The organism is Kitasatospora sp. NPDC028961 (assembly GCF_055564815.1).
Genome location: NZ_JBVHVO010000013.1, coordinates 32,889 through 52,829, shown reverse-complemented (window position 1 = coordinate 52,829; position 19,941 = coordinate 32,889). Strand labels below are relative to the sequence as shown.

Here is a 19,941-nt window from a genome sequence, read left to right as displayed (position 1 = left end):
GGGCGGCCGCGCCGGTGGGCCGGTCCGGCGCCGCGGGTACGCGGCGCCGGACCGGCGGGTGGGCTCAGCCCTGGGCCGCGGCGGCGCCCACCGGGGTCGACCGGCCGGTCAGCCACCAGGCCGAGACCACGGAGAGGGCCTGGCCCGGGTTGAGCCGGGGGTCGCAGAAGCTCGTGTACTTGGCCCCGACCTCGTCGATCCGGGCTTCGCTCTGGACGCATTCGGTCACGTCGTCGGGAGTGGTCTCCAGGTGGAGCCCGCCCGCCGTACCGCCGGCGTTGCGGACGGCGTGCTGGAACTCCCGCACCTCGCGGGAGATCTCCCGCACGAACCGGGTCTTGAGGCCGTCCGGCGTGCTGACGGTGTTGCCGTGCATCGGGTCGGTGAGCCAGATCACCGGGTGGCCCGCGGCCTTCACCGCCTCGACGAGGACGGGCAGCCGCCCGGCCACCGCCTCGGCCCCCATCCGGGCGATCAGGGTGAGCCGGCCCGGCTCGCGCCGGGGGTCGAGCCGCTCGCACAGGGCCAGCAGGTCGTCGACCGCCATGGTGGGACCCACCTTGCAGGCCACCGGGTTCATCACCTCGGCGAGCAGGGTGACATGGGCGCCGTCGACCTGCCTGGTCCGCTCGCCGATCCACGGCCAGTGGGTGGAGGCCAGCAGCAGCCGCCCCTCGTCGTCCCGGCGCAGCATGGGGACTTCGTAGTCGAGCAGCAGTGCCTCGTGGCTCGTCCAGACGGGCGTCCCGATGGAGAGGGGCCCGCCGCGGCTGCGCCAGCCCAGGTGTCCCATGACGTCGTAGGCGGTCTGGTAGCCCGTCAGCAGTCTCAACGGGTCGGGGCGCCGCAGCTCCGGGTCGGGCTCCGGACTGTTGACCATGTGCCCCCGGTAGACCGGCAGTTCGACGTTCCCGACCCGCTCGGTGGGGTGGGAGCGGGGCTTGGCGAACTGTCCGGCGATCCGGCCGGCGCGGATCACCGGCTTGCAGGTGTCCAGTTGGAGCGCGCCCGCGAGCAGGTCGAGCACGCCGACCTTGCGGGCCACGTAGCCGGGGGTGCACTCGGCCGGGTCCTCCGCGCAGTCGCCCGCCTGCACCACGTGGGCTTCGCCCGCGGCGACCCGGGCCAGCAGCGCGCGCAGGGTACGGACGTCCTCCGCCTCGACCAGTGCGGGGCGGGTCGCCAGTTCCTTCCGCACCTGGCGGACCAGCGCGGTGTCCTCCCACGGTGGTTGCTGCAACGCGCTTTCCAGTCGGATATCGAGCAGAGTACTTTCCACCGATTTCTCCAAATCGCGAACGGGCGATGGGCGCGGTCGCCCCACGGCCGAGCAGGCGAGCGTCGTGCGCGGCTGTCAACGGAGCCGGAATTCGAATCCACACAGGCCCGGGGGCGCGGTCGCCGCACCGTCGGCGGGACCGGGGAACTTCTCGTTCGTCCTGGGTGAACGTCGATGGAACACGAGGGCGGTGGGCGCAGAGGTCGGACCGGTCCGCCGCACCGCGACGGTGGGCGCCGAACCGTCGGCGGCCTCCGCCACCGTTCAAATCATGGAACAGAACGGAGTGCCGGCCAACGTTCGTCATCGCACTTCGTCAGGTGACCGGCACTTCGTCAGGTGACCGCTACTCCGTCAGGTGCCGAATAGTCCATCAGGTCGCTGCGGGCACGTAGCACCGCCGGCGGCCGCATCGGTTCGACGGAGCTCCGAAGCCGGCCCGACGAACTGAATTGCCGTCAAATCATTGTGACAGCAGGAAGACAGGCCGGCCTGGTGACGTCCGGACGGGGGCCTGCGAGACTTCGGGCCATGAACAGCGACCTCCTCTCCGGCAGAATCGTCCTCATCACCGGCGCGAGCAGCGGCATCGGCGCCGCGGCGGCCCACGTGTTCGCCCGGGAGGGCGCCACCGTGGTGCTCACCGCCCGCCGGGAAGAACGCCTGGCCGCGCTGACCGCCGAACTACGCGAAAAGGGAGCCCGCGCCGCGTACGTGGTCGGCGACGTATCCGTCGCCCGAGATGCCGCGAGGGCGGTCGAGTTCGCCGTGGCCGAATACGGGCGGCTCGACTCGGCCTTCAACAATGCGGGGATCGGCGGTGACCGCACCCCGCTGCACCTGATGTCGGACGACGTCTACGACACCGTCATGGACACCAATGTGCGCGGCGTCTTCAACTGCCTGCGGTACGAGATAACGGCGATGCTGGAACAATCCGGCGGGGGCACCATCGTCAACAACAGCAGTGTGGGCGGCCTGGTGTCGATCCCCGCCGCCGCCCCCTACATCGCCTCGAAGCACGCCGTCATCGGCTTCACCAGGGCCGCCGCCGACGAGTACGCCAAGCAGGGCATCCGGGTGAACGCGGTCGCCCCCGGAACCACCCGCAGCGAGATCACGGCCGACTGGTTCGGCCGCAATCCCGGCCTGGAGGATCTGGCCAACTCGCTGACGCCGCAGGGGCGTACGGCGGCTCCGGAGGAGATCGCGGAGGCGGCGGCCTGGCTGCTGAGCGACCGCTGCCCGTTCCTGACCGGTACCGTCCTGCCGGTGGACGGCGGCTTCGTCAACCGGTGAGCCGCCCCCGGCCGCCCGGCGGTGGCACCGTCACCGCCGCAGACCGTTGAACTCGACCCGGAAGGCCGGCTCCCCGCCCTGCGTGCCCGTGACCCGGACGGCGCACCGGGCGGGGTGGCCGGCCAGTGTCTCCTCCGCCTCGATCCAGCACGGCCGGTCGAACTCCACGTACCGCCGGAAGCTGGTGGCGACCCGCAGGGGCAGGAAGGACGACCGGCCCCGGAGGGCCTGCGCGGCCTGGGCCGCGGCCTCCAGCAGGGCCAGCCCCGGGACGTGGTCCACGGGGTGGTCGAAGAGCAGGTGGTTGTCGATGTCGTTGCGCAGCAGCCAGCGGTGCGGCCGGTCGCCCGGCGCGAGGGCGACGTCGGTGGCGCGAGGCCGGGCCACGAGGTCGGCGGCTATCGGCTCCGGTAACGGCCAGGCGCCCCAGCCGACCCCGAGGCCGTCTCCCCGCACCCGCCGGTAGGCGGCGGGCGAGATCCAGCCGAACTCGGAGTCCGCCCGGGCCGCCACGACGCCGTCGCAGCGGATCAGGATGCCCATCCGCAGAGAACTGACGGACCGTCGGTTCCGCACGGCGCCCGCCACCGTGACCCGCACGTCCAGCCTGGCGCTCCGGCCGCGTGGCACGCGGAAGTCCGGGTCGATCGTGTAGTCCAGGGTGCTCAACACGGTCTGATGGGTCAGCGGGACGCCGTACTCGGCGTGCGCGACGACCAGGCCGCACTGCCGGATGGTCTGGGCGAGTATCCGCGGGTCGTACGGCAGGCCCACCTGCACGGCCGGCCACCGGACGCCGACCCCGAACTCGTCGGCACCCAGCCGCTCCCAGCCGGTGACCAGGACGGACGTGCCCCGCCGCAGATGCGCGTAGGCGCCTACGAGAGCAGGCGAAGGAGTGGATGAACGTGGTGCGAGCGTGACGTCTTGCAAGGCCCCCCCTTGGTCTGACGGGTCGGCACAGTTCAGTGGACTGTGCTATTCAAGTACCGGCTCTCCGGTCGGTTTCGAACCATGAGCAAGTCTAGTTCAAGCAATGGTAAAGAGAATGCAGTGGAGGCATAAAGTGTCAAGGCAGGAGCGCGCGATCCATACCCGCCGGCTGATCCTGGAGGCCGCGGCCGAGATGTTCAACGAGCTCGGGTACGACGCCACCACCATCGGCGGCCTCATCGAGCGCATCCAACTCACCCGCGGTGGCCTCTACTTCCACTTCACCACCAAGGAGCAGCTCGCCCGCGGCGTGCTGGCCGAGGCGGTGACCATGGAGGGGCTGGCCCCGCAGGCCTTCAAGCTGCAGGAGTGGGTGGACCTCGCCCTGCTGCTCGCCCATCGGCTCCCCCGGGAGCCGATGCTGAGCGCCGCGATCCGGCTGTCCGTGGACGTCAAGTCCCGCGGCCTGTTCGGCACCCGCTGGCCCGACTGGATCGAGGTGGGGCAGGGACTGCTGACCGAGGCGAAGGAGCGCGGCGAACTGCTCGCGCACGTCGACCCGGCCGAGACCGCCCGGCTGTTCGTGGGGGCGTGGACCGGGGTCCAGCTGATCACCGAGACCCTGCCGGAGCGGACCCTCTCCCAGGAGATCTCGAACCTGTTCGCACTCGTCCTCCCCAATGTCGCCAGCGCCGGCGTGCTGGCCAGGCTGGACTCCTCCCCCTACCGCGCGAAGCGCCTCCTGGAGGAGGCCGGCCGGGCCGGGGCGCCGTCCCCCGTCGACTGACCGGCCGTCCGGACCACCGCCCGACCACCCTCGCCCCGGCGACCGTGCCGGCCGGCCGGCACGGAATTCGCACCTGCGATTCCCGTGTCCACGCGGCACGACGGGGCAGCCACCGTCCGCGCCGGCCTGTATAAATGAGAACAGGACAGCAGTCCTCTTTTGGGAGTCCGACCCGGACGACGCCGATGCGGGGCGGCGGTCCGTCCGGTCGGCTGGGGTGGCGGACCACGGGGGGATCAACCATGCGGCACCTGCACGGATCCGTCGGCGCGACGGACGGCGAACCGGCCGCCGACACGGCGCTCGACCCCGAGCTCAGCGCCCAGTTGTTCGGCTCGCTGCGGCGCAGCGGCCAGCGGCTCAAGGCCGAGCAGTACGTCCGCGGCCTGCTCGCACTGGAGGGGCGCAAGACCCTGCGCGGCATCGCGGCGCAGTTCGACGGCGCCGCGGCGCAGCAGAGCGTCCACCACTTCATCAGCGCGTCGCCCTGGGACTGGATGCCGGTGCGGCACGCCCTGGCCCGCGAGGTGCAGCGGGCCCTGGCACCGCAGGCCTGGGTGATCAGACCGATCCTGATACCCAAGGCCGGCTCCCATTCGGTCGGCATCGACCAGCAACTGCTGCCGCTCGGACGGATCGTCAACGGCCAGCACGCGGTAGGGGCCTGGCTGGCCTCCGGACACTGCGCCGTCCCCGTCGACTGGCAGCTGCGGCTCTCCGACCGCTGGCTGACCGATCCGCTGCGGCAACGGGCGAGCGTTCCCGCCGACGCCGCGGTCGCCACCATCGAGGACTGCGTCCGGGCCGCGGTGGCCGACATCCGGGAGATCGGCGGGGTGCTGCGCGGGCCGGTCGTGGTGGACGTCGGGGAGGTGGACGCCGTGGCGGTCGCCCGCCACCTGGCGGCCCTGGGCGTCGCGTTCGTGGTGCGGGTCGGCCCGCAGGCCCAGCTCTGGCTCGACCGGACCGAACTGCCCAGCTACAGCGGCCGGGAGCACACCGTGGGCGAGCTCGCCGAGTCGCTCCCCCGGCTGCGCCGGCAGGTGAATCCGGGCGACGGCCCGACGACCGCGGTGGCGATCCCGGTGGTGACCTCGCCGGCCCGCGGGGAGCGGATGCTGCTGCTCGGCGAGTGGCGGCCGGCCGGGCGCCCGCGCCGGCGGCTCTGGCTCACCAACGCCGACGCGCCCTCCGTCCTCACCGCGCTGCGGCTCACCCGGCTGCCGGGCGTCGTCCTGCGGGACTTCACCGCGATCTCCGAGCGGGTGGGGGTACGGGACTTCGGCGGGCGGTCGTTCCCGGGCTGGCACCGGCACATCACGCTGGCCTCGGTCGCCCACCTGATCGCCACCCTGGAGAACCGGCGGCCGCTGCTGCCCGGCGGCCGGGCCGGACGCTGACCCACCGGCTCCGGCTTCACAGGACTACTGTCCGGTAATGTGACACTCTCACTCCTCGTGCCATGGCATCGCCCCGGTTCGCTCCTTACTGTCTGGAGCAGGGCACGAGCACGTTCATGACCGCCCCGGGAGACCGAACAGGAGTGTGCACACGTGGAGTTCACCTCTGCCGGACTTCCCTGGCGGCGCTCCGGCAGGGGCCCGGCACGGACCGTGTCCGCAGGGCAGGATGGGCGTCCGCTCAGCCGCTTTGCCTCCCACCCCTGATCGAGCGCGGACCGGTCGGCTCCCGCGCTGAGGACAGGGGCGCCGCACCGCCAGGAAGCCGCTCCCCCACCCGCGGCAGGGCCCGGCGACGGCCGGTCCCGCTTCCGACCCCCACTCCGACCCGACCCCCACTCCGACTCGACCCGCTTCGCCCTCACCCGACCCGCCCCACCGTGACCCGCGCCGCGCCGCCCCGACCCACCCCGACCCGACGCTCCCGATCCACCCGGCCACCGCGAGGCCGGGCCCCGCCGCCGCCGTCCGGCGCCTCCCCCGAACACCACGACCACGGAGACGACTTGACCTCTCAGACGTTGGCACAGCGACGGCGCACCCAGGCTCCGGTCGGCGACAACGACCGGTCGAAGCCCTCCGCCCGCCCCCTGCGCCCCACCGGATTCCCCTCTTCCGTCCCGGCCCCCATCCCCCCTGCGGCCGCCTCTCCGTGCCCGGCGCCGGCCGGTCCGCACGGCACCGCCTCCCCGGCCCGGCTCGCGCCCGGAGGGCCGTCCGCGGCGGCCGAGCCGTCCGGACCGGGCCCGGCCCGGCACCCCCGCACACCGTTCCCGCCCGGTGCCCACGACGTCCTGCTCACCGAGCTGTGCTCGATCCTGTTCACCTCGCTGTCCCGCAGCGACCAGTGCCGCAAGGGCATGCAGTACCTGCGCGGACTGCTGGAGACCGAGGGGCGCAAGTCGATCCGCAACATCGCGGCGCTGCTCGGCAAGCCGGCCTCGGAGCAGAACCTGCACCACTTCATCTGCAGTTCGACCTGGGACTGGATCCCCATCCGCCGGGCGCTGGCCCACTACCTGGCCGGTGCGGCGGCCCCCCAGGCGTGGGTGGTGCAGCCGATGATCATCCCCAAGACGGGGCAGCACTCGGTCGGCGTCGAGCGGCACTTCTTCCCGACCCTCGGGCAGGTGCTGAACGCCCAGCACGCCATCGGCGTCTGGGCGGCCTCGGAGGAGCTGAGCACCCCGGTCAACTGGCGCCTGCATCTGCCCGAGGCCTGGCTCAAGGACGATCTGCGGCGCAGTCAGGTGTCGATCCCGGACGAGGCCGGGGTGGAGACCCTCGGCGAGTGCGTGACCGAGGCCTGCCTGGAGACCACCACGGGCTGGGGGCTGCCGGTCCGGCCCGTGGTGCTCGACATCGGTGAGTCACAGGCCATGACGATCTTCGGGAAGCTGCACGCCCACGGGGTGCCGCTGCTCGCCCGGGTCGGCGGCGACCTCCGGCTCTCCGTACTGGACCAGGCCCTGCCCGCCTCGGGGAGCAGGCCGCAGCCGGCCCTGCGCATCATGAGCCTGGCCAAGGACCTGCGCCGGCTCGTCCCCGGCCGGGAGCACGGTCCGCACACGGCCCCCCGGGCGGTACCGGCCGCCACCGTCCGGGTCGGCCTGCCCGCGCCGTCCGCACCGGGCACACCGACCGCACCGGGCACTCCGGGCACTCCGGGCGCTCCGAGTGGTGAACTCCTGCTGCTGGGCATCGGTGAGGAGGGCGGGCACTGGCCCGCGGAGCTCTGGCTGACCAATCTGACCGCCGTGCCACCGGCCACCCTGGTCCGGCTCAGCCGGCTCACCGGAAAGGTCGACCGGGACTTCACGGAGATCGCGGACCGGGTGGGCATCCGCGACTTCACCGGGCGCTCCTTCAGCGGCTGGCACCGGCACGTCACGCTGGCCTCGGCCGCCCACGCGGTCGTCGCCCTCGCCGACCGGCGCGAGCGGCCCGCCTGAGCGAGCCACCACCGGCCGGGCCGGCGAGCGGCGGGGGCGGCGCCGGCGCCGGCCGTCAGCAGCAGGACAACGCGTCGCAGGGCTGCGCCGCCCGCCGCCCGCCGGCCTGGCCCCACTCCGCGCCGACCGCCCGCTCGCCGCCCTCCGGCGGCTCCGCACAGCTGCCCTCCGGGGCGATCACGGCCCGCGCCTCCGCCGTCGCGAGCTGCGGCAGCATCAACCGCCAGAACGGCGTGACCGCCTGACGCGAGTGCCACTGGGGGTCGCGCCGCCCGAGCACCTCCAGCCCGGCGACGACGGCGGTGATCGCGGCCACGGCGTCGTCGAGCACGATGTCGGCGGCCAGGCTGCCCTGGGCCCTGGCGACGGTCAGCATCAGCTGGACCCAGTCCTGCCACTGCTGCCACAGGTCGGCGCCGCCCGGCCAGGTGGCGTCGCTGCCGAGGCAGAACCCGGCCCGCAGCACCGCGTCGGTGGAGAGCCGCCGGGCCAGCAGGTGCGAGGTGTCGACGAGCAGCTGGAGCGGTACGGGGTGTCGCAGTGGAACGTTCCCGGTGATGTGCAGCAGGATTTCCGAGGCGGCCGATTCGACCGCCTCGCCGAGCGCCCGCTTGTTCCCGAAGTGGAAATGCAGCGCACCGTGGCTGAGACCGGCCCGGACACAGATCTGGGTAATGGAGGATTCCGCGAATCCGGATCGGGCGAAGGTCTCCGCGGCAGAACGGATCAGTTCCTGCCGGGTGCGGACGGCACGATTCTGCTTGGCCATGGGAGCGCTCCGGAAATGGGGTGAGCGACGGGTGAAACGCGCGGAAGCATGCCGCGGGGCGACAAGGGAGGCGTCGATTCCGGTAGCCGTCACGCGTCCCGGCCGGATCGTGCCCGACAGCAGTCGCGCCGGGGTGGATCGCGCCCGGTCCGGATCGGCCTGGATCGGCACCCGGAGATTACCGCCGGGGCCGCCGCCCCCGGCCTGATCGGCATGCGCGCATTCACACGCACCGGGTCGGATTCTATCACCCCGGCAACCCTCCATGTACAGAACGTAATGGCCCGGAGCGCTGTCGCGGCTCGAATTGCTCGCCCTTTCGTTCGACCGCTCCGGCGGCCACCCGGCATTCGCATGCCGCTGGAATATTCCGGCCCCCGGGCCACCCCCGACCGCCCCGGGCCGCATGCGAAACCGCCCGGAGGGCCGGCCCGACGAATGCGGGCCGGCCCTCCGGGCGACCGGGTGTACGGGTTGCGCCGCGGGCGGTGTGCGCGCTCCTGCGGTCAGCGCTCCAGCGGGCGGATCTCGAAGAGCTTGTAGGTGACGTCCACGCCCGCCAGCTGCCGGTCGGCGCTGCCCAGCATCGTCAGCGAGCTCCCCGCCTCGGCGGCGAGCTGGGCGATCCGGGCGGCGTCACCGAAGCTGTTGAAGGTGACCAGGGCCCGGCCGCCGGGCAGCACCCGGGCGTGCACCTGGGCGAGGTAGCGGCCGAGGGCGCTGTAACCGCGGTCGAAGATCGCCCACTCGACGTCCTGCTTGAACTCGAAGTCCTTCGGTGCTTCAAAGACGCTGCAGTTCCAGAAGACGGTGTCGAAGCGCTCCTCGGGGCCGAGCGCGTCGAACACGTCGCTGCGCAGCACCCGGACCCGGTCGGCGACGGCGTGCCGTGCGGCGTTGCGGGCGGCACTGTCGACGGCGGTGTCGGTGATGTCGGTGGCGGTCACCCGCGCACAGCCGTGCAGGGCCGCCCAGACCGCGGTGACGCCGGCCCCGCAGCCGATCTCCAGGAAGCTGCCACCGGCCGGGTAGGGGATCGCGCCGGTGTACCACTCGGTGCCGGTGCCCGGCCGCGGCTCGTAGGTGCCGGGGATCAAGTCCCATTCCAGGCCGAGGAGTTCGAAGGTGGTCGGCTCGGTCTCGACCGGGCCCAGCTGCTCGACGAGACGGCGCCCGAGATCGTAGCGCTCCTCGAACTTCGCGGATGTCCGTTCCATGGTTCTCTGCTCCAGTAGTCGATGTCCGATGGGCGGTGGGTCGTTCGCGCGGCGGGCCGTCCGGCACCGCCGGGGGGTGCGGCGACGGCCGCGGGTCTCACCAGCCGAGGCGCTCGCCGAGCAGCTTCAGGTCGGCGGCGTACTTGGCGATGAAGGCGGGCGAGAGCTGCGGGATGTCCCGCGCCGGTCCGATTCCGGCGGCCCGGACGGCGGCCCGGAACCGGTCAGAGGGGATGACCGACCCGGGCACCGCCTCCTCCGGCCGCTTGAACGCGTGGACCAGCGGCAGCGCCGAGTGCTGTCGCTGCCCCTCGGGCAGGGCCCGCATCGCGGCCTCGAACCGGACGAACCAGTCGTCGTAGTCGGCCACCCGCTCGATCCGGTGCCCGGCCTCGGCCAGCCAGTCCACGAAGCTGTCGAGCGACACCCCGTCGTCGTTCGGGTTGACCAGGCTGAAGGTCCGGTAGCCCTCGGTGCCCTGCCCGCCCAGGGCCACCACCGCGGCGGCGGTGAAGTCCACCGGCAGGCCGTCGTAGTGCGCCCGCCGGCGGTTACCCCGGTCGTCGGTGCGGTAGAAGGAGTGCGGCGCGATGCCGGTGGCGATCACGCTGAGCAGCAGCCGGGTGAACTGGTCCGGGACGTTCAGCTGCCCGGCGTAACGGCTGTGCGCGAGGATCATGTTGGACCGGAACGTGGTGACCGGCAGTCCGCACCGGTCGTGCGCCTCGCGCAGCAGGACCTCGCCGGCCCACTTGCTGGTCGCGTAGCCGCCCGCGTAGCCCTCGTCGGTCTGCTGCACCGGGATCGCGGTCCTGACGTCCGAGTCCTCGTCCAGCGCCCCGCCGGCCCGGGAGGTGGCGACGGCCACGCTGGAGATGTAGGTGAAGGGCTTGATCCGGCCGGTGAGCCCCAGCCGGATCAGCTCGGCCGTGCCGACGACGTTGGCCTCGAACAGGTGCTGGTACGGGAGGACGTGGTTCACCAGGGCGCCGGCGTGGACGATCACGTCCACCTCCTCGGAGAGCCGCTTCCAGGTCGTGTCGTCCAGGCCCAGCCGCGGCTCCGCGATGTCGCCCGCCAGGACTTCCAGGTGCCCGTCGGCCAGCTCCCGGTAGCGGCGCACCAGTTCGTCGTCGCCGCTGACGAAGGCCTCGTCGAGGCGCCCGCGGGCCGCGTCCGCGTCCCGTCCGCGCACCACGCAGATCACCGTCCCGCCGACCGGGGCCAGCCGCTCCAGCCACTCCAGGCAGAGGAAGTGGCCGAGGTAGCCGCTCGCACCGGTCAGCAGCACCGTCCGGGGCTCGCCCGAGGGCCGCGGCAGGGTCCGGGCGTCGGCGACGGTCCGGTCGTCGAGGAACTTGTCCAGCGTGAGGTCCGCGGCGCGGACCCGCGTGCCGTCCTCGCCGTGCACCGAGGCGAAGGTGGTCCCCCGCAGGCCCGTCGCGCGCTTGGTCTCGATGTAGCCGGCCAGTTGACGCAGGTCGTAGGCGGGGCTGATGACGGTGTCGACGGGGACCCGAACGCCGAAGATGTCGTGGAGCAGGTTGGAGAAGGAGACGGCGGTCAGCGAGTCCCCGCCGACGTCCCGGAAGCGCGCGGCGGGGCCGACCTCGACGGTGGAGCCCGCGAGCAGCGCCCGGGTGGCCCGCTGGACCGTCTCCAGCACCGGCCGGTCGGCGCCCGTACGGCGCAGCTCCAGCAGCTCCCGGCTCTCCCGGGCGGCTATGTCGGCGTACAGCGCCTCCAGTTCGCGGCCGTAGCGCTCCTGGAGCCGGGGCCGCAGCAGCTTGCGGTGGTCCGAGAGCAGGCCGTTCGCCTGGTCGAAGGGCTCGGCCTCGATCAGGACGTCGCGCGGGATCTCGTAGGAGTTCAGTCCGGCCTCGCGGGCGATCTGCTGAAACGATTCGCTCAGCAGCTGGCGGAGGTGTTCCCGGTCGTCGCCGAACTGGTCGAGGGCGGCCGGCGTGGGCACGACCACGGCCAGCAGATAGGACCGCTCGCTGTTGCCGTACACGAAGATCTGCCGGACCAGCGGGCTCGCCGCGAACTCGGACTCCAGCCGCGCGGTCGCCACGAACTCGCCCTGGGAGAGCTTCAGCACGCTCTTGCGGCGGTCCAGGATGGTGAACCGGTCCGGCCCGAGCTCCGCGACGATGTCGCCGGTCCGGTAGTAGCCCTCCTCGTCGATGATCTCCGCCGACAGCTCGGGCTGCTTGTAGTAGCCGGGCACGACGGCCTCGGACTTCAGCAGCAACTCCCCCCGCGGGTGCGGGGAGTCGGTCCGGTAGTAGCCGAGTTCGGGCACGTCGGCCAGCTTGTAGTCGATCACCGGTGGGCGGAGCAGCTTGTCGTCGACGGAGACGGCGGCGGCCTCGGTGGAGCCGTAGATGATGGTCAGCTCGAAGCCCAGCAACGCCTCGACGAAGACCCGTAGTTCGGCCGAGAGCGGGGCGGAGCCGCAGCTGGCCCAGGCGAGCCGGCCGCCCAGGAGGTTCTCCCGCAGCTCGGCCAGGACCTCGGCCTCGACCGCCCGCCGGTCGGCGCCGGCGAGCTCCCGCCGGTCCAGCTCGCTCTGGTACTTCTGGTAGAGCATCTCGCAGACCCGTGGCACCAGCGACAGTTCGGTGGGCCGGACCAGTGCGATGTCCTCGAAGAAGGTCGACATGTCGCTGCTGGCCGAGAAGTAGCTGATCCCGCTGCGGGCGAGGGTGTTCTTCAGCGACGAGTGGCCGGCGACATGGCTCATCGGCATGTAGTTGATGTTGATCGCGAGGAGGTCGGAGAACAGCTTCGACCAGGCCCCGCCCCACATCGCGCTCAACAGCGTGTCGGTGTACATCGCGCCCTTGGGCGTTCCGGTGCTGCCCGAGGTGTAGATCAGCATGGCCAGCGGGTCGTCGCCGTCCTCGGGGACGAACAACGGCGCGTCGGGCAGCGCGGATCCGCGGTCGACGACGTCCGCCAGGGTGTCGATCGCCACCTCGCGGCCGGCTCCTGCGAGGCGCTCGCGCGCGGCGGTGAACTTCTCGAACTGGTCGGTGACGTCCGGGTGGTAGTCGAAGACCACCAGCCGACGGGCGGACGGGTTCGCCAGCAGGAGTTCGACCGCGACGTGCAGCCGCTCGATGCTCGCCGCGACGACGAAGGGCTCGGTCTCCTCGACGATCGAGGCGAGTTGCGCCAGCGGGGCGCTGGTCTGCAGCGGGACGCTGACCACGCCGAGGTAGTTGCAGGCGAGGTCGACCACCGCGTAGTCGCCGCTGGCGAAGCCGAGCAGGGCGATCCGCTCGCCCTGCTCCAGCGGATGCTCCGGGTGCCGGTGCCATTCCGCGGCCACCGCGCGGACCCGCCCCCAGAGTTCGCTGTAACTGGTCGTTTCGTAGTGCGCCAGGAGGCGGAGCGAAACGCGGCCGGTGTCGGCGTCCCGCACGAACTCCTTCGCGCGTTCACCGATTGCGGGCCGGTCCGTGTGGCGCTGCATGACTTTTGCTAACGTTTGCGCAAGCCGCATTCTGGGTCTCCGCATCGCATCGCCGGCAGACTGCCGTGGCTGTTATTCGAAGGACCGGTGCTGGTCGGCCTGCACGCCGACGACGGCACACTCGTCTCCCGGACGCTCCGTCCATTGCTCCGAGTTCGTGCCCCGATGCTAACCAGAGCCGAACCGGGTTCCTGAACAAACGAACGACGATCTGTCAGGTCGGCCGTTTGCCGGGCCCCGTACGCCGAGTTCTCCCGAGCCCACTCAAAGTCCTTCGCCTGCGGTCTTGTTGCCGTCGGACCGGGTCGGCCGGCGGGAACCGCCGGTGCGCCGCACCGCGGAGCGGGCGCATGCGACGCGGTCGAACGAGCCGGCCGCGCGCCACCGTCGATGACCGCCGTCCATGGCCGCCGGCCGGGCCCGGAGAGCCGTAGTTGACACGCTTGCCGTGTTCGCCTTGCGCAGGTCTGGTTACTTAGGGCAGCATCAAGCTTATGCAATATAGCGCGTAGACAATTATCGCGGACGCGGATTGAGCGCGCTCAAGATCATTCTAATGGGAGGGATGTGCCCATGTCAGGCAGCTCGGCTCCGAGTGAACACCGGACGGGAGGCGACGCCTTGGCAGCACCCGAGGCGCCGTCCGAGACGGCAGCACCGGAAGTCCAGCAGGACTCCCTGCGCTGGTCGGCACGGTTATGGGTGTCGCTGCTGATCTTCAGCGGCGTGATCCTGCTCGACGGGCTCGACATCTCGATGATCGTGGTGACCATCCCCGAGATCCAGAACGAGCTCGGGATGACCGCGGCCACCGCCCAGTGGCTGGTCGGCGCCTACATCCTGGCCTTCGGCAGCTTCCTGCTGCTGGGCGGGCGGGTCGCCGACCTGTTCGGCCGACGCCGGGTGCTGGTGATCGCGATGGCCGCGTTCGCGGTCGTCTCGCTGTTCGGCGCGCTCGCCGACAGCTCGGTCCTGCTGATCGTCTCGCGCTTCGTCAAGGGCATGGCGGCGGGCTTCGCCGCCCCGGCCGCGATGTCGCTGCTGACCACGACGTTCCCCGAAGGGCCCCAGCGCAACAAGGCGTTCGGCATCTTCAACGTCTTCGAGGCGTCCGGCTACTCCTCCGGCCTGCTGGTCGGCGGCCTGCTCGCGGGCCTGAGCTGGCGGTCCATCTTCATCCTGCCGATCCCGCTCTCCGTGCTGCTGCTGATCGGCGCCCTGCGCTTCCTGCCGCCGGACCCGCCGCGCACCGAACGGCCGCGGCTCGACATCGGCGGCGCCGCGACCCTGCTCGCCGGCACCCTCCTGCTGGTCTTCACCGTGGTCTCCGCCGCCGAGGCCGGCTGGGGCTCGGTGCGGACGATCGGCGGATTCGCCCTGTCCGCCGCCCTGTTGGCCGCCTTCCTGGTGATCGAGCGCAGTGTGAAGGAGCCGCTGATCCGGCTCGCCATCTTCCGCAACCGCAGCCTGGTGAGCGCCAACGTCAGCATCGCCCTGCTGTACGGCGGCGCGATGGGCTTCCAGTTCCTGCTCGCCCTCTACCTCCAGGACCTCCAGGGCTGGCGGCCGTGGCAGATGGCCCTGGTCCTGCTGCCGGCCGGCCTCATGGTGGTCATCATCGGCCCCAAGCTCGGCGCGCTGATGGAGCGGTTCGGCGTGACCAAGATCCTGATGGTCGGGCTGGTCGCCTTCCTCCCCTGCTACCTGCTGATGCTCTTCATCGGCCCCGAACCCGACCTCTGGCGCGTGCTGTTGCCCGCCTCCGTGCTGTGGGGCGTGGGCTTCGCGCTCAGCATCGCGACGCTCATGGTCGCGGGCACCAACGGTGTCGCGGACGAGGAGCAGGGGCTCGCCGCCGGCCTGCTCAACAGTTCGCTGCAGGTCGGCGGCGCCTTCGGCCTCGCCGTCGTGACCGCGGTCATCATGCCCGGCACCGAGCTGTCGATGTTCTACCCCGGCCTCGCGGTCATCCTCGGCTTCGCCGTCCTCACCTTGATGGCACAGTTGACGAGCCGTCAGAAGTGACCGACCGGCGCGGCGGGCCGGAGCTCCGGTGACCGCCGCGCCGGACGCTCCGGCCCCTACCGGACGGTCGACCGGTCGGTGGGGGGCCCGGTCAAGGGCGGTTGCCCGGTCGGCGACGGGAACCCGGCCGAGCACCCGCTTCATGACGGCCCGTCAGCCGAACCGCGCCGGCTCCCGGCCGGACGCCCGCGCTTACACCGCCCACTCGCTGGGCGGAGCGCCGCGCGCGCCGCCTCCGCGGCCGCCAACTCCAGCCCGTACAGCACGCCGTGCCCAAACACGTCGCCGGACCCGGCCGCCCGCTCCCGGAGCGCCGCCGCGGCCACCACCGCGTCCGGCCCGTCCGCCCGGAGGGCGCCGTCCAGCCCGGCGAGCACCGCGGCCCGCGCCCCGCTCCGGTCGAGCACCACCGCACCCGCGGTGGTGTCGTGTGCGGCCATGCGCGTACACCCCTTCACCTCGGCGTCGGCGGGACGCCTTCCGGGCTGGCCCGCGGACCCCGGACGGGCCCGGGGCCCGGGCTCAGGGCCTCAGTTGGACCGCCAGCGACATCGTGTAGCCGACGAGCGCGGCGAAGAAGCAGACCGCGGTGGCGTGCCGCGCGGTGAAGGGCAGCCCGGACAGCGAGGGGAAGAGCAGGACGGCGGTGCCCGCGGCCAGGTCGGCGATGTAGAGGCCGCCGGGCGGGACCACCCCGGTGGAGCGGGCGGCCCAGCCGGTGGCCACCAGGAAGCCGGTGAGCAGGATGAACCCCGAGAGCAGCCCGGAGCCGATGCTGGCCAGGGCGGGGTGCGGCTCGGGCGGATCCTCGCCCTCGGGGAGGGCGGGGCGCAGCCGGTGGGCGACGGCGAGTGCGGTCATCGCGACCGTCACGGCCGCGACGGCGCTGAGCAGGGGGCCAGGGTTCACCTGCGGCTCCTGGAGGTCGGGGGGTGGTGGCCGAGGACCGCGGCCAGCGCGGCCGGGACCAGCACGGCGAGGATCATGACGGTGGCCCAGACGGTCGGTTCGAGGGCGTGCGGCGCCGGCCCGCCGGCCGGGGGCGGGGGCGCGGCGACGACCGCGACCGTCGCGGACGGGCTCGGGGGCGGGGCGGGAGTCGGGGTGACGGTGGCCACGGTCGCCGGGGCGACCGCCGGGTGCTGCGCGGCGGCGGTCTCCGCGGCCGCCGGCCCGGGCACGGCGGACCGGGTCGGGGCGGGCGGCGTCGGGACGGCCGACATCGGGGTGGCCGCCATCGGGGCCGGCGGCACGGGCTGGGCGGATCCCGGAGCCGACGACGTGGCCGGCGGCACGGGCTGGGCGGATCCCGGAGCCGACGGCGTGGGCGACGGCGTGGGCGAAGCCGGGTGCCCCGGTACCGGACAGTGGATCGGCGGCAGGTGGCTGAACGGCGGCTCGGGCGGCTCGGGCGGCACGGGAAGCACCGGAGGCCAGAACGGTGGCGGCGAGGGGGGTGAAGGGAGCGAAGGAGGCCAGGGCAGCGGAGCGGGCACGAGGGCGGGAGGGGCCGGAACCGGCGCCGACGGCCGGGGCGGCCCCTGCACCGGAGGGTGCGCCTCGGCGGCGGCGGGCGGACGCGGGTGCGCCGCGCCGGTGGCGTGGTCCATCGCCCGATTGTCGGAGCGCCGCCCCCTCCGGCGGCAGCCCCTGACGCCCGCTCACCCCGGCTCCGGCGCCCAAACCCATCCCACCGGTGAACCCACCACCCCCGTACCGCAAACGAACGACCGATGACGGGCCATCTGTTCGCCGGTCACCGCTCACCCGCCGACGCACCCTCGTGCGGCGTGTAAGCGTCGTGGCATACTCCGGGGCATGACGACTTCCACCCCTGCGACCAGGGCCCTGCGGGCCGCGGTGTTCACCGCGCTCGCCGTGCCGCTGTCCGCGCTGGGCCAGGTCGTCATCACCGGTCGTCCGCTGCCGCTCGCCCTGGTCGCCGCCGCGACCGTCGTCGTCTTCCTGGTCGCGACCGCGCTGGCCGGCCGGGAGCGGCGGCTGCTGCACATCTCGGCCGTGCTGGTCCCGGTCGAGCTGCTGCTCAACACCACCTTCAACCTGGGCCAGGCCGGCTGCGGCCCGGTCCTGGGCGCCGGACACGCCCCCGCCCGCGGGATGAACCTGCTGGTCTGCGGCGGCGGTTCGGTGGACGGCTCGCTGTTCTCGGGGCCCCTGGGGCACACCGGGCCGGTCGCGCCCGCCGCCACCCAGCTGCTGGTCCTGCTGGCCCATCTGCTGGTCGCGCTGGCCGCCGCCGTCTGGCTGCGGCTGGGCGACGCCGCCCTGTCCGGTCTGGCCCGGGCGCTGCGCGCCCTGCGCCACGCGGTCGCGGCCCCGCTGCGGGCGCTGCTCCTGCTGCTGGCGCCGGTACCGCTGCGGCCGGTGCGGCGGGTGCCGCTGCCGGTCTCGGACCGCCCCCGGCCGCTCCGCGAGGCCGTGGTGCTCAGCCCGGCGCCGCGACGCGGTCCGCCGGCCTTCGCGCCTGCCTGCTGACACCCCCGTCCGGCTTCACGCCGGTCCGTAGGGCTCCCGGCCCGCGGACCCCGTCGGGCCGGACCGGCCCCGGGCCACCGCCCGGCACCCGCAGGCAGCGCGCCGACTCCCGAGCCCACCGACCCGGCCCCCTCGTGCCCGCGGCCTTCCGTGTCGCGCCGAGGTGGCCCCCAGGAAGCGCATGTCGCGCGCCGTGTCCAGGAGTTGACCCACCATGGCCCAGCCCACCGAACAGCCCGCCCGTAAGCAGTCCCAGCGCGTCAGCGCCCGCGAGCGGATCCAGGAGGCGCAGCTGCGCGAGCGCGCCGCCGCCAAGCGCCGGCAGCGGATCGTCGTCGGCGTCTCGATCGTCGCCGTCCTCGCCCTGGCCGGCGGTACCGCGCTGGCGATCAACGCGGCGGGCGGCGACGACTCGTCCGGCCCGTCCGCCGCCGCCGACCCGACCGCGCTGGTCGTCCCGGCCAACACCACCGGCCCCGACGGCACCGTGATCGTGTACGGCAAGCCGGACGCCGCCCACACCCTCCAGGTGTTCGAGGACTTCCGCTGCCCGGTCTGCAAGAGCTTCGAGGCGACCAACGGCGACACCGTCAGGAAGCTGGCGGACGACGGCACCGTCAGGGTGGAGTACCACCTGGCGGCGTTCCTCGACAAGAACCTCGGCGGCAAGGGCTCGCGCACCGCGCTCGCCGCCGTCGGCGCGGCGCTCGACGAGGGCGTCGACAAGTTCAAGCAGTTCCACGACGTGCTGTACGCCAACCAGCCCGACGAGCGCGAGGACAGCTTCGGCGACGTCAACCACCTGCTGGACCTGGCCGGCCAGGTGCCCGGTCTGAAGACGGACGCCTTCGTCAAGGCGGTGACCGACCGCACCTACGCCCCGTGGGCGAAGAAGGTCGCGGACGCCTTCAACGACAGCGGGGTGACGGGCACGCCGACGGTCAAGCTGGACGGCAAGCCGATCACCCTGTTCAGCGGGAACCGCGCCACCACGCCGGAGCAGTTCACCGCCCAGGTGAAGCAGGCCGCGGGCTTGCAGTGAGCACCACCGGCCCGGCCGACCACCCGGCCGGGCCGGCCCTTCACACCCACCGGAGTGCTCCGCGATGACCGCCCCGACTGCCGTGAACCCGCCCCGCTCCCGCTCCGCCGCCGCCTCCTCCCCGCCGCACGGCACGCCGATCGGCGCCGGCCGGGCGTTCGCCCTGTTCGTGTTCCTCGGCGGACTCCTCGGCCTCGCCGCCTCGGCCGTCCTGACCTTCGACAAGCTCCGCATCCTGGAGAACCCGTCCTACGTCCCCAGTTGCAACATCAACCCGGTGATCAGCTGCGGGTCGGTGATGCGCACCGAGCAGGCGGAGGTCTTCGGCTTCCCGAACCCGCTGCTCGGCCTGGCCGCCTTCGGTGCCGTCGCCGCGATCGGCGCCGGGCTGCTGGCCGGCGCCGCCTACCGGCGCTGGTTCTGGCTGGCCCTGCAGGCCGGCACCCTGGCCGGCCTGGTCTTCGTGCACTGGCTGATCGACCAGGCGCTGTACGACATCGGCGCGCTCTGCCCGTACTGCGTGGTGGTCTGGGCCACGGTGGTGCCGCTCTGCTGGTACACCACGCTGCACAACCTGCGCTCCGGGGTGATACCCGTCGGCCCCCGGCTGCGACCGGTGGTCCGCGAGGCCGCCCGCTACCACTGGGCCCTGCCGGTGCTGTGGGCCGCGGTGATCGCCCTGCTGGTGCTCAACCGGTTCTGGTCCTACTGGAGCACCCTGCTCTGACGCCCGCCCCGGAGAACGCCCCCGCCCCGAGAACGACGTCGGCCTCCAGGACCCGTGGGGGGTCCTGGAGGCCGACGTCGGGTACCGGCCCCCGGGCGGGGGCCCGCGCTCAGGAGGCGCGGTGGAACCGCTGGGGAAGCGTCCCCTTGCGCCACAGCTGGTCGAGGCGCTCGAAGAAGCCGTCGGAATCAGCGGAGACCACCCGCCGCTCGTCCGCGGTCATCCGGGCGAACGGGTCGTCGAACGCGAGCTTCTTCGGCTTGACGCCGACGGAGCTGCACATCCGGCGGCACGCGTGGCACCACGTCCGCCAGAACAGCACCGGGCGGCCCGCCCTGCTGCCCTCGTAGACGTAGCTGCGCACCGCGACCTTCCGGCAGACCGGGCACTCCTTCTCCGACTGGTCGTCGACGAAGTTCGGCTGGGCCGCCAGCTGACGGATCTCACTGTCGATGTAGGACTTCATTCCGGTGC

General features: G+C 72.9%; 16 protein-coding genes and 1 pseudogene. 8 read left to right on the top strand and 9 right to left on the bottom strand.

Annotated elements, in window-relative coordinates; genetic code table 11:
* Positions 1–64: 64 nt before the first annotated feature.
* The gene (locus ACZ4UX_RS22420; RefSeq protein WP_396486679.1) at positions 65–1,279 is read right to left on the bottom strand and encodes a 3-deoxy-7-phosphoheptulonate synthase; all 1,215 of its coding nucleotides are present in this window, start codon (positions 1,277–1,279) and stop codon (positions 65–67) included.
* A 531-nt stretch (positions 1,280–1,810) separates the two neighbouring features.
* Here ACZ4UX_RS22420 and ACZ4UX_RS22415 point away from each other — a divergent pair.
* Positions 1,811–2,578, top strand: a complete 768-nt coding sequence (locus tag ACZ4UX_RS22415) for an SDR family NAD(P)-dependent oxidoreductase (protein ID WP_329486488.1) — start codon at positions 1,811–1,813, stop codon at positions 2,576–2,578.
* A gap of 30 nt (positions 2,579–2,608) precedes the next feature.
* Here ACZ4UX_RS22415 and ACZ4UX_RS22410 read toward each other — a convergent pair whose 3' ends face one another.
* Positions 2,609–3,511, bottom strand: coding sequence for a ScbA/BarX family gamma-butyrolactone biosynthesis protein (locus ACZ4UX_RS22410; RefSeq protein ID WP_465707926.1), 903 nt, complete (start codon positions 3,509–3,511; stop codon positions 2,609–2,611).
* A 133-nt stretch (positions 3,512–3,644) separates the two neighbouring features.
* Here ACZ4UX_RS22410 and ACZ4UX_RS22405 point away from each other — a divergent pair, with 133 nt between their 5' ends.
* The 3 genes from ACZ4UX_RS22405 (at position 3,645) to ACZ4UX_RS22395 (ending at position 7,710) form a co-directional block, all read left to right on the top strand.
* Positions 3,645–4,298: a ScbR family autoregulator-binding transcription factor gene (locus ACZ4UX_RS22405; protein ID WP_352288776.1), complete on the top strand. Its 654-nt coding sequence runs from the start codon at positions 3,645–3,647 to the stop codon at positions 4,296–4,298.
* 242 nt (positions 4,299–4,540) lie between these two features.
* Positions 4,541–5,698 (top strand): IS701 family transposase, encoded by a 1,158-nt coding sequence (locus ACZ4UX_RS22400; protein ID WP_352288773.1) that lies wholly within the window; start codon positions 4,541–4,543, stop codon positions 5,696–5,698.
* An 854-nt stretch (positions 5,699–6,552) separates the two neighbouring features.
* Positions 6,553–7,710, top strand: coding sequence for an IS701 family transposase (locus ACZ4UX_RS22395; RefSeq protein ID WP_465708018.1), 1,158 nt, complete (start codon positions 6,553–6,555; stop codon positions 7,708–7,710).
* Between the two features lie 55 nt (positions 7,711–7,765).
* Here the strand turns inward: ACZ4UX_RS22395 and ACZ4UX_RS22390 are convergent, their stop codons facing one another.
* From ACZ4UX_RS22390 to car, 3 genes and pseudogenes are all read right to left on the bottom strand, one after another.
* Positions 7,766–8,479: a ScbR family autoregulator-binding transcription factor gene (locus tag ACZ4UX_RS22390; protein ID WP_465707925.1), complete on the bottom strand. Its 714-nt coding sequence runs from the start codon at positions 8,477–8,479 to the stop codon at positions 7,766–7,768.
* Between the two features lie 506 nt (positions 8,480–8,985).
* Positions 8,986–9,696, bottom strand: a complete 711-nt coding sequence (locus ACZ4UX_RS22385) for a methyltransferase domain-containing protein (RefSeq protein ID WP_465707924.1) — start codon at positions 9,694–9,696, stop codon at positions 8,986–8,988.
* A 97-nt stretch (positions 9,697–9,793) separates the two neighbouring features.
* Positions 9,794–13,234: pseudogene (gene car, locus ACZ4UX_RS22380) on the bottom strand (carboxylic acid reductase); the annotation flags it as partial.
* 564 nt (positions 13,235–13,798) lie between these two features.
* Here car and ACZ4UX_RS22375 point away from each other — a divergent pair.
* Positions 13,799–15,202 (top strand): MFS transporter, encoded by a 1,404-nt coding sequence (locus ACZ4UX_RS22375; RefSeq protein WP_359809695.1) that lies wholly within the window; start codon positions 13,799–13,801, stop codon positions 15,200–15,202.
* A 140-nt stretch (positions 15,203–15,342) separates the two neighbouring features.
* Here the strand turns inward: ACZ4UX_RS22375 and ACZ4UX_RS22370 are convergent, their stop codons facing one another.
* From ACZ4UX_RS22370 to ACZ4UX_RS22360, 3 genes are all read right to left on the bottom strand, one after another.
* Positions 15,343–15,642 carry a hypothetical protein gene (locus ACZ4UX_RS22370; RefSeq protein WP_465707923.1) on the bottom strand — a complete coding sequence of 100 codons (300 nt, stop codon included), beginning with the start codon at positions 15,640–15,642 and terminating at the stop codon, positions 15,343–15,345.
* 82 nt (positions 15,643–15,724) lie between these two features.
* On the bottom strand, positions 15,725–16,111 hold the full coding sequence (locus tag ACZ4UX_RS22365) for a hypothetical protein (RefSeq protein ID WP_329486498.1): 387 nt from the start codon (positions 16,109–16,111) through the stop codon (positions 15,725–15,727).
* Positions 16,108–16,455 carry a hypothetical protein gene (locus tag ACZ4UX_RS22360; protein ID WP_465707922.1) on the bottom strand — a complete coding sequence of 116 codons (348 nt, stop codon included), beginning with the start codon at positions 16,453–16,455 and terminating at the stop codon, positions 16,108–16,110. The genes ACZ4UX_RS22365 and ACZ4UX_RS22360 overlap by 4 nt, the downstream gene beginning before the upstream one ends.
* 565 nt (positions 16,456–17,020) lie before the next feature.
* Here ACZ4UX_RS22360 and ACZ4UX_RS22355 point away from each other — a divergent pair.
* The 3 genes from ACZ4UX_RS22355 to ACZ4UX_RS22345 all read left to right on the top strand — a co-directional run bounded on the left by ACZ4UX_RS22355 (position 17,021) and on the right by ACZ4UX_RS22345 (position 19,467).
* A complete protein-coding gene (locus ACZ4UX_RS22355; protein ID WP_380388116.1) occupies positions 17,021–17,698 on the top strand; it encodes a hypothetical protein in 678 nt (225 codons plus the stop codon).
* Between the two features lie 214 nt (positions 17,699–17,912).
* Positions 17,913–18,740 (top strand): DsbA family protein, encoded by an 828-nt coding sequence (locus tag ACZ4UX_RS22350; protein ID WP_465707921.1) that lies wholly within the window; start codon positions 17,913–17,915, stop codon positions 18,738–18,740.
* Between the two features lie 64 nt (positions 18,741–18,804).
* Positions 18,805–19,467 carry a vitamin K epoxide reductase family protein gene (locus ACZ4UX_RS22345; RefSeq protein WP_465707920.1) on the top strand — a complete coding sequence of 221 codons (663 nt, stop codon included), beginning with the start codon at positions 18,805–18,807 and terminating at the stop codon, positions 19,465–19,467.
* A gap of 109 nt (positions 19,468–19,576) precedes the next feature.
* On the opposite strand, the gene ACZ4UX_RS22340 is transcribed toward ACZ4UX_RS22345, so the two are convergent.
* Positions 19,577–19,933 (bottom strand): hypothetical protein, encoded by a 357-nt coding sequence (locus tag ACZ4UX_RS22340; RefSeq protein ID WP_465707919.1) that lies wholly within the window; start codon positions 19,931–19,933, stop codon positions 19,577–19,579.
* Positions 19,934–19,941: the final 8 nt, after the last annotated feature.

What these genes read in the sequence shown, in the direction of transcription:
- ACZ4UX_RS22345 (WP_465707920.1), top strand. Translation starts at nt 18,805, where the DNA reads ATGACCGCCCCGACTGCCGTGAACCCGCCCCGCTCCCGCTCCGCCGCC.
- ACZ4UX_RS22370 (WP_465707923.1), bottom strand. Translation starts at nt 15,642, where the DNA reads ATGGCCGCACACGACACCACCGCGGGTGCGGTGGTGCTCGACCGGAGC.
- ACZ4UX_RS22415 (WP_329486488.1), top strand. Translation starts at nt 1,811, where the DNA reads ATGAACAGCGACCTCCTCTCCGGCAGAATCGTCCTCATCACCGGCGCG.
- ACZ4UX_RS22340 (WP_465707919.1), bottom strand. Translation starts at nt 19,933, where the DNA reads ATGAAGTCCTACATCGACAGTGAGATCCGTCAGCTGGCGGCCCAGCCG.
- ACZ4UX_RS22385 (WP_465707924.1), bottom strand. Translation starts at nt 9,696, where the DNA reads ATGGAACGGACATCCGCGAAGTTCGAGGAGCGCTACGATCTCGGGCGC.
- ACZ4UX_RS22355 (WP_380388116.1), top strand. Translation starts at nt 17,021, where the DNA reads ATGACGACTTCCACCCCTGCGACCAGGGCCCTGCGGGCCGCGGTGTTC.
- ACZ4UX_RS22350 (WP_465707921.1), top strand. Translation starts at nt 17,913, where the DNA reads ATGGCCCAGCCCACCGAACAGCCCGCCCGTAAGCAGTCCCAGCGCGTC.
- ACZ4UX_RS22390 (WP_465707925.1), bottom strand. Translation starts at nt 8,479, where the DNA reads ATGGCCAAGCAGAATCGTGCCGTCCGCACCCGGCAGGAACTGATCCGT.
- ACZ4UX_RS22400 (WP_352288773.1), top strand. Translation starts at nt 4,541, where the DNA reads ATGCGGCACCTGCACGGATCCGTCGGCGCGACGGACGGCGAACCGGCC.